The 14,470-nt window shown below is 37.9% G+C and carries 15 protein-coding genes and 1 riboswitch; of the genes, 11 read left to right on the top strand and 4 right to left on the bottom strand.

The features are described from left to right. Positions 1-43 precede the first annotated feature (43 nt). Positions 44-439, bottom strand: coding sequence for a hypothetical protein (locus C7B89_RS09135; RefSeq protein WP_048391393.1), 396 nt, complete (start codon positions 437-439; stop codon positions 44-46). Between the two features lie 409 nt (positions 440-848). Further along, positions 849-1,024, top strand: a riboswitch (cobalamin riboswitch). Positions 1,025-1,116: 92 nt separating this feature from the next. Here C7B89_RS09135 and cobT point away from each other — a divergent pair. Beyond that, complete coding sequence (gene cobT, locus C7B89_RS09130; RefSeq protein ID WP_115673536.1) at positions 1,117-2,172, top strand: nicotinate-nucleotide--dimethylbenzimidazole phosphoribosyltransferase; 1,056 nt, start codon at positions 1,117-1,119, stop codon at positions 2,170-2,172. A 51-nt stretch (positions 2,173-2,223) separates the two neighbouring features. Here the strand turns inward: cobT and C7B89_RS09125 are convergent, their stop codons facing one another. Further along, positions 2,224-2,829: a trimeric intracellular cation channel family protein gene (locus C7B89_RS09125; protein WP_004225816.1), complete on the bottom strand. Its 606-nt coding sequence runs from the start codon at positions 2,827-2,829 to the stop codon at positions 2,224-2,226. A gap of 341 nt (positions 2,830-3,170) precedes the next feature. Between C7B89_RS09125 and C7B89_RS09120 the strand changes: the two genes are divergently transcribed. The 3 genes from C7B89_RS09120 (at position 3,171) to glnA (ending at position 6,346) form a co-directional block, all read left to right on the top strand. After that, positions 3,171-4,424, top strand: coding sequence for a methionine gamma-lyase family protein (locus tag C7B89_RS09120; protein ID WP_054550567.1), 1,254 nt, complete (start codon positions 3,171-3,173; stop codon positions 4,422-4,424). A 154-nt stretch (positions 4,425-4,578) separates the two neighbouring features. After that, positions 4,579-4,956, top strand: coding sequence for a MerR family transcriptional regulator (locus C7B89_RS09115; protein ID WP_004225812.1), 378 nt, complete (start codon positions 4,579-4,581; stop codon positions 4,954-4,956). 55 nt (positions 4,957-5,011) lie between these two features. Continuing rightward, the gene (gene glnA / locus C7B89_RS09110; protein WP_004225810.1) at positions 5,012-6,346 is read left to right on the top strand and encodes a type I glutamate--ammonia ligase; all 1,335 of its coding nucleotides are present in this window, start codon (positions 5,012-5,014) and stop codon (positions 6,344-6,346) included. A 98-nt stretch (positions 6,347-6,444) separates the two neighbouring features. Here glnA and C7B89_RS09105 read toward each other — a convergent pair whose 3' ends face one another. Beyond that, positions 6,445-6,750 carry a CotD family spore coat protein gene (locus C7B89_RS09105; protein ID WP_016991980.1) on the bottom strand — a complete coding sequence of 102 codons (306 nt, stop codon included), beginning with the start codon at positions 6,748-6,750 and terminating at the stop codon, positions 6,445-6,447. 558 nt (positions 6,751-7,308) lie between these two features. Between C7B89_RS09105 and C7B89_RS09100 the strand changes: the two genes are divergently transcribed. The 5 genes from C7B89_RS09100 to C7B89_RS09080 all read left to right on the top strand — a co-directional run bounded on the left by C7B89_RS09100 (position 7,309) and on the right by C7B89_RS09080 (position 12,126). Further along, positions 7,309-8,319: an ABC transporter substrate-binding protein gene (locus tag C7B89_RS09100; RefSeq protein ID WP_115673535.1), complete on the top strand. Its 1,011-nt coding sequence runs from the start codon at positions 7,309-7,311 to the stop codon at positions 8,317-8,319. 123 nt (positions 8,320-8,442) lie between these two features. After that, complete coding sequence (locus tag C7B89_RS09095; RefSeq protein ID WP_115673534.1) at positions 8,443-9,459, top strand: FecCD family ABC transporter permease; 1,017 nt, start codon at positions 8,443-8,445, stop codon at positions 9,457-9,459. Beyond that, on the top strand, positions 9,452-10,492 hold the full coding sequence (locus C7B89_RS09090) for a FecCD family ABC transporter permease (RefSeq protein ID WP_115673533.1): 1,041 nt from the start codon (positions 9,452-9,454) through the stop codon (positions 10,490-10,492). Before C7B89_RS09095 ends, C7B89_RS09090 begins: the two co-directional genes overlap by 8 nt. Positions 10,493-10,498: 6 nt before the next feature. Beyond that, on the top strand, positions 10,499-11,368 hold the full coding sequence (locus tag C7B89_RS09085) for an ABC transporter ATP-binding protein (protein WP_241490017.1): 870 nt from the start codon (positions 10,499-10,501) through the stop codon (positions 11,366-11,368). After that, complete coding sequence (locus tag C7B89_RS09080) at positions 11,365-12,126, top strand: IucA/IucC family C-terminal-domain containing protein (protein WP_115673532.1); 762 nt, start codon at positions 11,365-11,367, stop codon at positions 12,124-12,126. The genes C7B89_RS09085 and C7B89_RS09080 overlap by 4 nt, the downstream gene beginning before the upstream one ends. A 73-nt stretch (positions 12,127-12,199) precedes the next feature. Here the strand turns inward: C7B89_RS09080 and C7B89_RS09075 are convergent, their stop codons facing one another. Continuing rightward, positions 12,200-12,763, bottom strand: coding sequence for a TetR/AcrR family transcriptional regulator (locus C7B89_RS09075; protein WP_115673531.1), 564 nt, complete (start codon positions 12,761-12,763; stop codon positions 12,200-12,202). A 165-nt stretch (positions 12,764-12,928) separates the two neighbouring features. Here C7B89_RS09075 and C7B89_RS09070 point away from each other — a divergent pair, with 165 nt between their 5' ends. Further along, a complete protein-coding gene (locus C7B89_RS09070; protein ID WP_115673530.1) occupies positions 12,929-13,852 on the top strand; it encodes a DsbA family protein in 924 nt (307 codons plus the stop codon). A 14-nt stretch (positions 13,853-13,866) separates the two neighbouring features. Beyond that, positions 13,867-14,187, top strand: coding sequence for a monooxygenase (locus C7B89_RS09065; RefSeq protein ID WP_054550573.1), 321 nt, complete (start codon positions 13,867-13,869; stop codon positions 14,185-14,187). Positions 14,188-14,470: the final 283 nt, after the last annotated feature.

Here is a 14,470-nt window from a genome sequence, read left to right as displayed (position 1 = left end):
ATCATGAAAAAAGAAAGAGTATACACTCTTTCTTTTTTCATGATTATTTTTTCAAGGCATCCATGATAAAATTAAAATTCTCTTCAAAGTTTTTGTAGATATTAACATTTTTTTGTCCCTGCACTTTTGAAGCATAACTAGCAAAGTTTAGACCAGCTCCATAAATTTGTAGTGCTCCATTCGCCAAATCCCCTTTTTGGAGAAGCTCAATGCCATCTTTCAAGAAATTTTGACTCTCCTCGAAATGACACTCCGTAATGTATTTATCACCACTATGAAATAACTTTAAATTTTCTAGTATTTTATTTGCTGTCTCTTCACTGATCGAAGCGTCGATATTGATTAACAACTGATTGATCGGTTTTACGAGTTTGGCATAGAGGCTATCGTGCGTTTCACAGGTTTCAGCAATAGCGTTTCTTAATTGTTTTGCATTCATCGTATCTACTCCTAACTTTTCATCGTTTTACTATTGATACTTACCCTAATTTTAATCATAGAAATAATTTATGTTTACATTGAACAGATTATTAAGGTTTCAACTTTTATGTTCAACATTACTCAGTGAATTGGCAGAACATATGCTATGGAAGGTAGAGATGATTGAAAAGTCTGTAGTTTACTTGTTATGGCAATTGATTCAGTAATGGATTTTTGTACAAGCCGAGTGTTAGACATAGAGAATTCTAAAAAGCACTAATTATGGAAGACTAGGAATCAAGTGAAGGATTCATTTATTGTGACAAGCTCTTGATAAGCTTTTATTGTGAATAGCAGTATGTACTAAGTTAACACTCAAAAAATTTTTTCCTCTTGACACTAAAAAAGTTGTAAAGTAGATTTAACATAATTACATAAAAGCAATAGGTGCCCATTAGGGAGAATAGGGAATAAAGTGAAAAGCTTTAGCGGACCCGCCACTGTATAAGGGAATTTCATAGTGTATGCCACTAGCAAATTGCTGGGAAGGTACTATGAGGTGTTGAACTTGAGCCAGGAGACCTGCCTACATGCTTTAGAAGATATAGATGATGGAAAAGTCTGTAGTTTATTTGTCATGACAATAAACTACAGACTTTTTATTTTGTCTTAATGAGAACGAGAGGAGAAATAATCATGCAATTATTACAAGACACGATTCAAAACATTCAGGGGGCTGATATGAAAAGTATGGAGCAAGCTAGAAAGCGGATTGATGCGCTTTGTAAGCCCCCAGGTAGCTTGGGTAAACTAGAATCACTTGCCGTACAGCTCTCTGGTATAACAGGACAATTATATCCGATGGTCGACAAAAAAGTGATGATTGTCTGTGCTGCAGATCATGGTGTTTGCGAGGAAGGTGTAACCACGAATCCACAAGATGTTACGGTCTTTCAAACATTAAATTTTCCTAAGGGGGGTACAGGCGTTTGTGCGATTGCGGGGATTACCAATGCAAAGGTGGTCACAGTAGATGTGGGTGTAAAAGAAGATATTCCACTTGATGCAGGTGTCATTATTCATAAAATTAAATATGGTACAGATAACATGGCACAAGGTCCAGCTATGGCCAAACAAGAAGCCATTCAATCGATAGAAGTAGGAATCCGTGTGGCCACTGAGGAAATCATAAAAGGTGCTGATGTACTTGGGACTGGAGAAATGGGCATCGGCAATACAACACCAAGTGCTGCGATATTAGCTGTTTTGACGGGATGCAACCCTATCGAAGTAACGGGGTTTGGTGCAGGAGTAGGCCAAGGAGGCATTGCCTATAAAGCGGCAGTTATTGAAAAAGCAATTACCTTAAATAAGCCTAATCCAAATGATGTTATTGATGTTCTGGCTAAGGTTGGAGGGTTAGAGATAGGGGCGATGACAGGTATTATTCTTGGCGCTGCTGCCCATCGTAAACCTGTTGTCATTGATGGATTTATTTCGACTATAGCCTCCCTCATTGCTTATAAGCTCGAACCAAAAGTAATCGATTATATCATTCCTTCCCATGCTTCAGAGGAACCAGGGGCAAAAATTGCCGCTGCCTTACTAGGCATTGAACCAATGTTGCACATGAATATGCGTTTAGGCGAAGGTTCTGGAGCAGCCTTAGCCTTTCCTATTTTAGATGCAGCTTGCTCGATGATGAAAAACATGGTGACTTTAGAAGAATCAATGCAGTTGTTAAAAAGATAAAAACAATAAAACAGCCAATGACTTAATTTTTGGTCATTGGCTGAATGATATTTATGCACGATTTAATTTTCGTAATGGCAAGCGCCACTTCATCATATAGGAAAGAATACGTAAAGCTGTAATCACTGCGAATAAAATATAAAGGAAAATGTCCCCTGTAAAAACCTCGAATCCGATTAGCAGTCCAGCAAGAGCTGCCCAAACACCATAAACTTCATCACGGAGAACTAATGGTTTTCTTCTAGCTAATAAATCTCGTACAATACCCCCACCTGAACCTGTCAAAACAGCAGCTACAATAACTGCGCTTACTGGCATATCAAGCTTAACAGCATAGAGTGCGCCTTGAATAGCGAATGCTGATAAGCCAATCGCATCTGTGAAGTTACCCCAACGATGCCAATGTTGAATCAGATGATGCGGAAAAATAAAGAATATCGTAATCGCAGCAAGCGCTATTTGAAACATCATATCCTGTCCCCAAAGTGTTGTGACAGGTAGTCCAATGAGTAAATTTCGGATAGCTCCTCCACCAAAAGCAGTCACAATACCAAGTATATATACACCGAATAAATCGTATTCTTCTTCCATGGCAATAATTGCCCCAGAAATAGCAAAGGCAATTGTTCCTATAATACTAAAAACCTCCCAAGCCATCCCTTTCACCCCTTCTATCAATAAATAAACTTTATTAAAAGTTAAAAGACTTTTTACGTAACAGAATCTATGAATTTAATAGCCAAAATCGGTCATTAAATACGCATCTTGAAATGAGTCCGCACATTAGCTTAGCGTAAAATCCTCTTAGAAACAATAGGCAAGTTTTACAGGTGCACATACAAATTGATAAAATGTGATTAAAATAAAGAAAAACATTCGTCAAAAGCGTTTATATACCAGTAGTTGTTTAGGGAATTCTAGAGTGATTGAAGTCAATTTAGATAGTCAATAAATCTTACTGATTGAAATGCGAGACATTGTGAAATGGAGAAGAAAGAATGACGTTTACATCAAATTTATCAACAGAAACGCTATCGTTAGCGGCAAAAGTAGAGGAGCAAGTTCGGCCTTATCATGCCAAGGTAGAAGAAATGGCGTTCTACAATCAGCAGAAGGTGCTAGCAGCTTTCAGAAAGCATCAAGTAAGTGATTATCATTTACACCCATCAAACGGCTATGGCTATGATGATGAGGGGCGGGATAATCTAGAGCGTGTTTATGCGGAAGTATTTGGTGCAGAGGCAGCCATAGTCCGACCGCAAATTATTTCAGGCACACATGCAATCACGCTTAGTCTATTCGGTGTTTTGCGTCCTGGTGATGAGCTACTTTATATTTCGGGTCAGCCATATGATACATTGCAATCCATTGTCGATGGTGGTGATAAAGATACAGGTTCACTGAAAGATTATAAAATCAGTTATCGACATGTGGATTTACTAGATAATCAGGTCATTGATTGGGCAGGTGTTGAAGAGGCCATTACAGCACAAACCAAAATGATTGCGATTCAGCGTTCAAAAGGCTACGCAACACGTCCATCCTTTACAATTGAAGAAATTGCAGAAATGTGTGTAAAGGTACGTAAATTAGCTCCGAAAGCTATTATTTTTGTAGATAACTGCTATGGCGAGTTTGTAGAGGCGCAGGAACCTACAGAGGTCGGGGCTGACTTAATGGCAGGATCGCTCATTAAAAATCCAGGTGGAGGCTTGGCTAAAATTGGTGGCTATATTGCTGGACGCGCAGATTTAGTGGAGAAATGTGCCTATCGTATGACATCTCCAGGTATTGGAGCAGAAGCGGGGGCCACATTAAATACACTAGGTGATTTTTATCAAGGGTTTTTCCTAGCACCACATGTTGTATCGCAAGCACTAAAAGGGGCGATATTTACAGCTGCAATGCTTGAGGAAATCGGCATGAGCACTTCTCCGAGCTATCACGCGAAGCGTACAGATTTAATTCAATCAGTATCGTTCCAAACGGCTCAGCAAATGATTGATTTTTGTCGTGAAATACAAGCGAACTCACCGATAAATGCCCATTATGCTCCTGAACCAGCCTATATGCCAGGCTATGAAGATGATGTCATTATGGCAGCTGGAACATTTATTCAGGGGTCCAGCATTGAGCTAACAGCGGATGGCCCAATACGACCTCCATATACAGCATTTATCCAGGGGGGACTAACATATGAACACGTTAAATTTGCTATTTGCAGTGCGGTTCAAGCCATTCAAAAAGCATAACAAGACAATAGATAAAGCCTAAATATGAATAGTTTTTTACAATTTTTAATCGAATTGAAAAAAATAGTGCCAACCATGTTAGATAACCTTACATGGTTGGTTGACAGTAAAAAAATTTCGTTATATGATAAGCGGGTATTGGAGGAGGACTTAAATGAGTCGTGAAATTAGACGAACTATGCCGTTATTATCGATGAGTATCGTGATGCAATTAACAGAGCTTTCGGCAAGACAAATTCGTTATTATGAAGAACACCATTTAATTGAGCCGCACCGAACAGAAGGCAATCGACGTATGTTTTCACTAAATGACGTCGACACATTGCTTGAGGTTAAAGATTACTTAGAACAGGGTATGAATATGGCGAAGATTAAAAAAATATTTGCTAAAAAGAAAAATCCTGTTGCAACAACTGATGAGCAAGATTTAAGTGATTCAGAATTACGCCAAATTATGCGCGAAGAAATGCGTCAAGCACAGCGCATGCAAAAATCGTCCATCCGAAGAGGGGATTTATCTCGATTCTATTAATAAATAGGGTAGGGTAAACATAAAAGCTAGACAAATTATAGGAGTGTGGAAAACTGTGGGTAAATACACAAAAGAGGACATTAAACGTCTCATCGAAGAAAAAAACGTAAGCTTTATTCGTTTACAATTTACAGATATTCTTGGCACTATCAAAAATGTTGAGATTCCTGTAAGTCAATTAGACAAAGCACTGGAAAATAAAATGATGTTTGATGGCTCATCTATTGAAGGTTTCGTTCGAATCGAAGAATCTGATATGTATTTATATCCTGATCTTGATACTTTCGTAGTATTCCCTTGGACTTCTGAAAAAGGGAAAGTAGCACGTTTTATCTGTGATGTATACACTGCGAAAGGCGAACCGTTTGCTGGTGACCCACGTAACAACCTAAAACGAATTCTTAAAAAAATGGAAGAAATGGGCTTCTCAAGCTTCAATTTAGGGCCTGAGCCAGAATTCTTCTTATTCAAATTAGATGCAAAAGGCGAACCAACATTAGAAGTAAATGACCATGGTGGTTATTTCGATTTAGCGCCAACAGACCTTGGTGAAAATTGCCGTCGTGATATCGTGTTAGAGCTAGAAGAAATGGGCTTTGAAATTGAAGCATCACACCATGAGGTAGCTCCAGGACAACACGAAATCGACTTTAAATATGCGGATGCTGTTACTGCGTGTGATAACATCCAAACATTCAAATTAGTGGTTAAAACAATCGCTCGTAAACATGGCTTACACGCTACATTTATGCCAAAACCACTATTTGGTGAAGCGGGCTCTGGTATGCACTTTAACGTGTCACTATTTAAAGGCAAAGAAAATGCGTTCTATGATGAATCTACAGAATTAGGTCTTTCTGAAACAGCTATGCAATTCATGGCGGGTGTTCTTGCACACGTACAAGGTTTCACAGCTGTAACAAACCCAACAGTTAACTCTTATAAACGTCTAGTACCAGGTTATGAAGCACCATGTTATGTAGCATGGTCTGCACAAAACCGTTCACCATTAATTCGTATTCCATCTGCACGTGGCCTTTCAACTCGTGTTGAAGTACGCTCTGTAGACCCTTCTGCAAACCCATATTTAGCGATGGCTGTTATTTTAGAAGCAGGTCTTGAAGGTATTCGTCAAAGCCTAACACCACCTGCTGCTATTAACCGCAACATCTATGTGATGTCGGAAGAAGAGCGTCAAGCAAATGGTATTGAAAACCTACCTGCAGCACTTGATGATGCACTAACATTACTTGCTAAAGATCAAGTAGCACAGGAAGCATTAGGTGAGCATATTTATGCAAACTTTAAAGAAGCAAAAGAAATCGAGTTCGATATGTACCGTACAACTGTTCATCAATGGGAACGCGATCAATATTTAAAAATGTATTAATCATAAAGATACCGAGTGCCTGATAAAGGGTACTCGGTTTTTTTCTGAACATATTAGGAACGATGGGGTCATATGACAACCCCATCGTTATTTTAGTATTAGCGCATATGTTTATGATGGTGTGGCATATGGCAAGGGTTAGGTGGCATACCGCACATTGTATGTGTTTCACAGCATTCATTCACGACAGATTCTGTGCATGGGAAATAATACTGATGATCAATCATATGTTTGTTCACTGTTGTAACATGTGCAGGTTGTACGTGTGGAACAACTGTATGGATATAATTTGTGCGTACATATTGCTCTGGTGGTAAAAATTGTGGTGGATCATATTGCATGGGCATCATTTGTGGCGGACAGCAGTGTGGACCTTTTGCCGGATGGCGTCTTCGTTGAAACATGTTATTACCTCCTGTTTTGATAAGTTGTAGTTCATTATTAAGATATGAGATATACGTCGATAGGGTCTATTTATTTGCCTATTAATGCATAGGTAAATCTAACAAGTAACTAAAATAGTAGAAAATCTATAATCAATTTGCCTACGTCTTTGAGTGAAATGAAAGCATGACATATTGTTGAAAATGATGATGTCAACGGCAGGAAAAGCAATTTCGCGGGGCGAGGCGTTTTCCGTTCCATCATCGTCCTTTCCAAAGGGCGATGTTCCTCCCCCTCGATCATGCTGCAAAACTTCTTTCATTTCTAACAGTAGTGAACAAAATAGCACATATTTTCAAAGTGAAGATAATGAGTCTAACAACCATCCAAATGCTTGGTTTTCAACACGATGAATAGGTTTTTCAAATAATGTTCTTCCTAGCGTCATAATGTAAAATAAATTTTTATTAAAAAAGTATGTTTTTTGAAAAAATAGATATTGTCAATAAAACAATCGTACAGTATACTCTTTAATTGATAATGATTATCGTTGTCGATTATTTCTTAGGAGGAAATGTATGCCAAAATTATCACTGCAAAAAAAGAACTTTTTTGTACTTTTCACACTACTATTAACCTTCGCGTTATTATTAGTTGGGTGTGGGGAGAAAACATCGAACTCCAGTAGTTCACAAGAGAACGACAAAGCAGAAGAAAGCAACACTGAATCAGAATCTTCTAGTCGTGAGATTACACATGCAATGGGTACTACAACGATTGAAGGCACACCTACAAAAATCGTTACACTATATCAAGGCGCAACAGATGTTGCAGTTGCTATGGGCATTAAACCAGTTGGGGTAGTAGAATCTTGGGCAGAAGCGCCTGTTTATAATTATATGAAGAATGAGCTTGATGGCGTTGCAATTGTAGGACAAGAAACACAACCAAACCTTGAAGAAATTGCAAAGCTTAAACCAGATTTAATTATTGCTTCTAAAGTACGTCATGAAGAAATTTATGATCAGTTATCGCAGATTGCACCAACAGTTGCTCATGAAACGGTTTTCGATTTCAAAGGAACAGCTGAAATGATGGGTCAAGCAATGAATCAAGAAGATAAGGTGAATGAATTACTTGGCGATTGGGATACACGAGTAGCTGATTTCCAAGCAAAAATCAAAGAGAAGCTTGGCGATAAATGGCCATTCCATGTCTCTGTTGTCAACTTCAGAGCAGACCATGCTCGTATTTATGTGACAGGTTATGCGGGTTCTATTTTATCTGAGCTTGGATTCCAAGGTCCTAAAAATTTAACAGATGATTCTTTAGAAATTGTGAAGCTAACTGACAAGGAAAGCATCACACAAATGAATGCTGATGTTATTTATATGTTTATGGAAAATGATGAGACAGTGAAAAAAACTTATGAAGATTGGACAAACCATCCACTTTGGAAAGAGCTTGACGCAGTGAAAGCGAATCAAGTTTATCAGGTAGATGAAATTAATTGGAATCTAGCAGGTGGTATTACTAGTGCTAATTTAATGCTAGATGATATTTATGACAAGTTTGAATTAGAAAAATAGTGAATGAAGGATGGGCTGTTAAAAGTGTTAGAGAATACTTGAATAACAGCCCTCTCATTGTAGTGTTTGAGCATAATTGAAACCTACATAAGCTAAATCGTGGATCAAGAAAGTTGGCATAACATGAGAATTATTCTTTCCAGTACACCGATGAAACAAATAGGTTTATTCATCAGCTGTTTGATTCTTTTGCTGGCATTTATATTCAGCATAGCTATTGGTCAAACATCCATACCTTTTTCGTCAATCTATGATGCTATTTTTCATTTTGATGCTGCTGACAAGGAGCATGTCATTATTCGAACATCTAGATTTACAAGAGCTGTGATCGCTACAGTAGTTGGCGCAAGCCTTGCCATTGCGGGCGCATTAATGCGAGCATTAACAAGAAATCCTTTAGCAGCTCCTGATATTTTAGGTATTAATGCAGGGGCCATATTTTTTATTGTCAGTGCTATTACTCTTTTTTCCGTTCAATCTTTAATGAGCTATATGTGGATTGCCTTTTTAGGGGCAGGTGCAGCGGGGGCGATGGTTTTTTTCCTAGGCTCATTAGGAAGAGATGGGTTAACACCGATAAAAATAGTATTAGCTGGTGCAGCGATTACAGCTCTTTTTGTCTCGTTTACGCAGGGGCTTTTAGTCATCGATGAACAAGGTTTACAAAGTGTCCTGTTTTGGTTAGCGGGTTCTGTGTCGGGGCGTAGTATTGAAATGCTCGTGCCTGTCCTACCGTTTATTTTAGGAGTGACAGTTGTGGCAATATTTATGGGGCGTTCAATCAATATTTTACAATCAGGAGATGATATTGCCAAAGGATTAGGACAACGAACAATGCTCACGAAAATCACACTAGGCATAATTATTATCATACTGGCAGGCAGTTCAGTAGCTGTTGCAGGTTCAATAGGCTTTATTGGCTTGATTGTCCCTCATATGGCGATCCAACTTGTTGGCACAGATTATCGCTGGATTATTCCCTACAGTGCCGTATTGGGAGCAATATTGCTACTGTCGGCTGATATTGCGGCAAGATATGTGATTATGCCATTGGAAATGCCGATTGGTGTCATGACTGCCTTAATCGGAGCTCCTTTCTTCATTTATATTGCACGAAAGGGGTTGGCAAAAAATGCCTAATTATGTGTCGGTTCGAACGAAAACTAATCGTATATCTTTTCAAATTGCTAAAAGAACGGCTTGGATTCTACTACTTTTAAGCTTATTATTAATCCTCATTACGGTTCTTGGTTTATCTGCGGGGAGCGAGTTTATCCATCCTGTCACAGTGGTGAAAGAATTATTAGGCTATGGCAATGGAGATTACGATTTTGTCTTACATACATTAAGGCTCCCGCGTGTGTTGATGGCCTTATTAGTTGGTGCTGCGCTGGGAGTTGCTGGTTTAATTTTACAAGGAATTATCCGTAATCCTCTTGCTGCGCCTGATATTATTGGTATAACGAGCGGAGCATCGATGGGGGCAATTATTTTTATCGTGTACTTTATGGGATCAGTCAGTATTCAATTTTTACCGTTAGCTGCTATATTAGGTGCTGGTATTGTCTCCTTCATCATTTACCTACTATCATGGAGAAAAGGAGTCACACCAATTCGAATGGTACTAATTGGAATTGGTATCTCAGCTTTAGCAAAGGCGGTTGTGACGATGCTGCTTGTAATCAGTAATGTAGCCGCTACAACGAAAGCCTATTTATGGCTGACAGGTAGTTTGTATGGGGCCAATATGCAGGATGTCTATTTGCTATTACCGTGGCTAGTCATTTTAATGCCACTAACATTTATTTTAGCAAGAACGGTGAATGTGAAGGAATTAGGCGATGAAATAGCGATAGGGCTGGGAGTAAAAGTACAAGTGTATCGTTTACTTTTTCTACTCATTAGTGTCATGCTAGCTGGTTCTGCAGTAGCTTTTGCTGGTGGCATTGCCTTTGTTGGATTAGTGGCTCCTCATATGAGCAGAATGCTTGTTGGGCGTTCCTTTGCAGGATTAATTCCTGTGACAGCTATTATAGGTGGAATCATTGTCATTGTGGCTGATATGGTGGCACGCACAGCCTTTTTACCAAAGGACTTACCTACAGGAGTCTTTACTGCTGCAATTGGCGCACCATTCTTTATTTATTTATTATTTAGAACGCGCAATCAATAAAGCTTCATGATAAAAAAGTTAAAAGCGGGAGAAGAAGGTGACAGGAATTTGAAACATGTCTTAGAAGCACAAAATTTACATGTAAGCTATGGAGAAAATCTTATTTTAGAGGATTTGAATCTTCAAATACCAAAAGGAAAAATTACAGTACTAGTTGGGGCCAATGGTTGTGGAAAATCTACACTACTTCGGACATTTGCACGATTACAAAAAGCGAAGTCGGGTGAAATTTTTTTAGATGAGAATAAACTAGATGCCATTTCAACGAAAGAGGTAGCGAAACGTTTAGCTATTCTACCGCAGGGCCCTGTTGCACCAGAAGGATTAACTGTTCAGCAATTGATTAAGCAAGGTCGTTATCCACACCAAAGTTGGTTAAAGCAATGGTCTACGGAGGATGAAAAAATTGTAAACAATGCGCTTGCAGTAACGCAGATGACTGAATTTGCAGATCGTCCAGTAGATGCATTATCAGGTGGTCAGCGGCAACGTGTATGGATTGCTATGACATTAGCGCAAAAAACAGATCTTATTTTACTAGATGAACCTACAACTTATTTAGATATGGCTCATCAAGTAGAAATTTTAGATTTACTATTTGATTTAAATGACAAGGAAGGGCGTACCGTCGTTATGGTATTACACGATTTAAACTTAGCCTGTCGCTATGCCCATCATATTGTGGCGGTACGTAATAAACAGGTTTATGCCCAAGGCAAGCCAGAGGAAGTGGTGACAGCAGAGATGGTCCAGGCTGTTTTTCGTATGGATTGTACCATTATTAAAGATCCGCTCTTTGGGACACCTTTATGTGTGCCACATGGCAAGGGGCGAACAGTTCAAACAGTGGAATTAGAGGAGGTAGGGATCTGTTGAGCCTATCACTGTCAGCTGAAGAAACATCCGTGTTACTAAGAGAGTATCGATTGTCGATAGAGCCTGCAGTAGATGCTACATACTCTTTATATGCCAAAAATTTATTGGACAATGAACAAGCTCTAGATTATTTACAAAAAATTGCCCATTTCTTTCAATCGCCTTCTATCCTAGTTACGGCATCGTTGTTTGCGAAGCGCTATAGCGTTTTAACGATAGCTTCAGCCTTCTATGCTATGTCCAGATACGATAAAGGACTACATTGCAGAATTGAAAATATGTGGGTAGAAGCGGAATCTTCAAAACCTTGGCTTCCTACTATTCGGCTAATCGATCGCACAGTGTCAATACCTACAGAAGACCGTGAAAAATGGCGTGATGAGGTTCTTAGAGAAATCTTTGCAAATAATTTAGCGAAGGTTTGGCAGTCATTAGCGAAAATAAGTAAAATTCCAAAAACAATCTTATGGGAAAACACAGCTATTTATGTGAATTGGCTCTATGAAACGAAAATAGGGGAAGGAGCCAGTGAGCAAGAAAAGGCTCGTATACAAGAGGATTATCACTATATTGTAAACCTAGCACCAGGCTCCATTTTTGGAGAGAGAAAAAATCCTTTGACGGACTATTGTGGTCCTAAAGTGACAATTATGGAATCGGAGCAACTTGTACGCTTGAGAAAAACATGTTGTTTCTATTATCATACCTCTGATGAAGCAAATGATTATTGTATCTCCTGTCCAAAAATAAAAAGATAATCATAACAACAAAATCTCTAAACCACCAAAAGTGAGTAAACACTTATAGCATTTCATAAGTGTTTACTCACTTTTATTTTTGACCATCAATACCTGCCATTAAATAAGGAATTGCAGGTTTGATAAATTCTTCGGGCTGTATCTCCTGATTGCTAGTTCTCCATTCTATAGAAGCTCCATAGATTCCCCAGCTTAATATTACAGCAGTCATTTTTAGCGCTTCGTTCTCTGTCGTTACATTTTGTTTCAATAACATTTTGTAAAAGATAATTTCAAGCTGCTCTCTAATAATGCGAGCAATTGTCTCTTCATAGCCTCTATGACAACGATTAGACAATGACTTTTGAAAATTAGTTATCGCTTTAAAGAGAATAATGAAAGCTCCTTCATTAAGTTCGTTATGCTGTAGAAAGTCATCATTCAAATTAATTAATAATACTTCTGATAGGACCTTCTCTAACAGATCATATATATCTTCAAAGTGATAATAAAAAGTCGCACGATTAATCATGGCCTCTGTCGTAATATCCTTAACCGTTATATCCTTGAACTCTTTTTTACTAGAAAGTGTAATGAAAGAATCCATGATTAATTTACGAGTCCGTATAACACGAAGATCTGTCTTAGATGAGGTCATTACTTACACTCCTTTTTAAACAAATTCTTCAAAGTGTTGTATAAACAACAATTCAAATAGATTATTGGTTTATTGATGATTTTATTATGAATAAAATACAACTGTAAGGCAAATAAGAGAGTTATATATTTATATTTAATGAAAGTAAGAAAAGGGGATAGTCAATTGAAGAATCATCCAATGGTTTGTGATTTAGAGACAGGTGTATGTGGAGTAGCTGGCGAGGAGGAATTGGGGATAATTGATTTTAATCAACCAAAGAAATCCATTGAAGTATACTATGTAACTGATCCAATATGTTCTCATTGTTGGGCACTTGAACCCGTTCTTCGACGTTTTATCGAGCAGTACGGACACTATTTTAACTTTCATACGATTATGGGAGGATTACTAGAAAAATGGGGTGATGGTCCAGTAGACCCTGCTAATGGAATATCTGGACCTGCCGACGTTGTAGGACACTGGAGAGAAGTTGGAGAATATTATCGCATGCCAATAGATGGAACAGTGATGATGAACAATCCAGTGCAATCATCCTATCCACCATCTCGAGTTTTTAAAGTGATTCAAAAAAATCAGCATGATGCTATAGCATTTGAATATTTGCGCAGAGCAAGAGAAGCGCTATTCGTATTTAATCAAAATATTGCAGATACATCCGTTATGATTGACATTGTAAATAGACTGGGGCTTGATGGAGCGGCTATTGTAAACGAATCAGAACAAACAAGCGGGCAACAGTTATTAAATGAAGATTTTGACCTTGCAAGAAATCTAGGCGTAAGAGGATTTCCAACTATTATTATGATGAATGAAGATAATAAAGGGTTGAAAATTGTTGGTGGGCGTCCATTTGTAAACTATGTGGAAGGACTAAAACAGGTTCTCAATTTTGAAGAGCTGCAACCAAAACAACAGCCATCTCTTTTAAGCTTGCTTGAAAAAGAAAAGCTTCTATTTTCGAAAGAAATTGAAGTCATGTATGATTTGGAAAAGTCAGAGGTTATATCTTATGTGAAAAAAGAGCTTTCATCAGATCAATATGAAATGAAGGAAATACTTGGTGAATGTTATATTACTACTAAATAATGAGGAGAATGCCAATGACATACGTATTACAAGTAGATTTTAAATTGGATGGACCATTTGGTGATGTGATGGCAGAAGCGTTTTCTGACTTAGCAAAAAGTATTTATGAAGAGGAAGGACTTTTGTGGAAAATTTGGACAGAGAGCCCTGAAACAAACGAAGCGGGCGGCATCTATCTATTTGAATCGAAACGCACAGCTGAACAATATATAGCAATGCATTCAAAAAGGCTAGCTGAATTTGGAATCACTACTATCAACGCAAAAATCTTTGCTATCAATTCAAAACTGACTGAAGTTACGAAAGGTCCAATAAAACAATTAAAAAATCACTGATGCATCATAGAATTACTAGCTAATTCAAAGGAGTCTAATTTCTAATTAAGAAGTTAGGCTTTTATTTTATGAATGTATAAATATTCTGAATATTGTGAGGTTGAACCAATTGCGTTGTAGCGTTTACAATAGTTTTATATCACGTTTATGTTATAAAAACATGAATAATTTGAGTGTTTTTCTGTTTAATGCTTAATACTTCAAAGCTTTTAAAATCGTTCTATAGCAGAAGGAGGGATGAGATATTGAATGAAAACAACATATTTTTGCTTATATAGTAGTT

Origin of the sequence: Lysinibacillus capsici, from assembly GCF_003367505.1 — a bacterium.
GTDB lineage: Bacteria > Bacillota > Bacilli > Bacillales_A > Planococcaceae > Lysinibacillus > Lysinibacillus capsici.
This window is presented reverse-complemented; position numbering and strand designations above follow the sequence as displayed.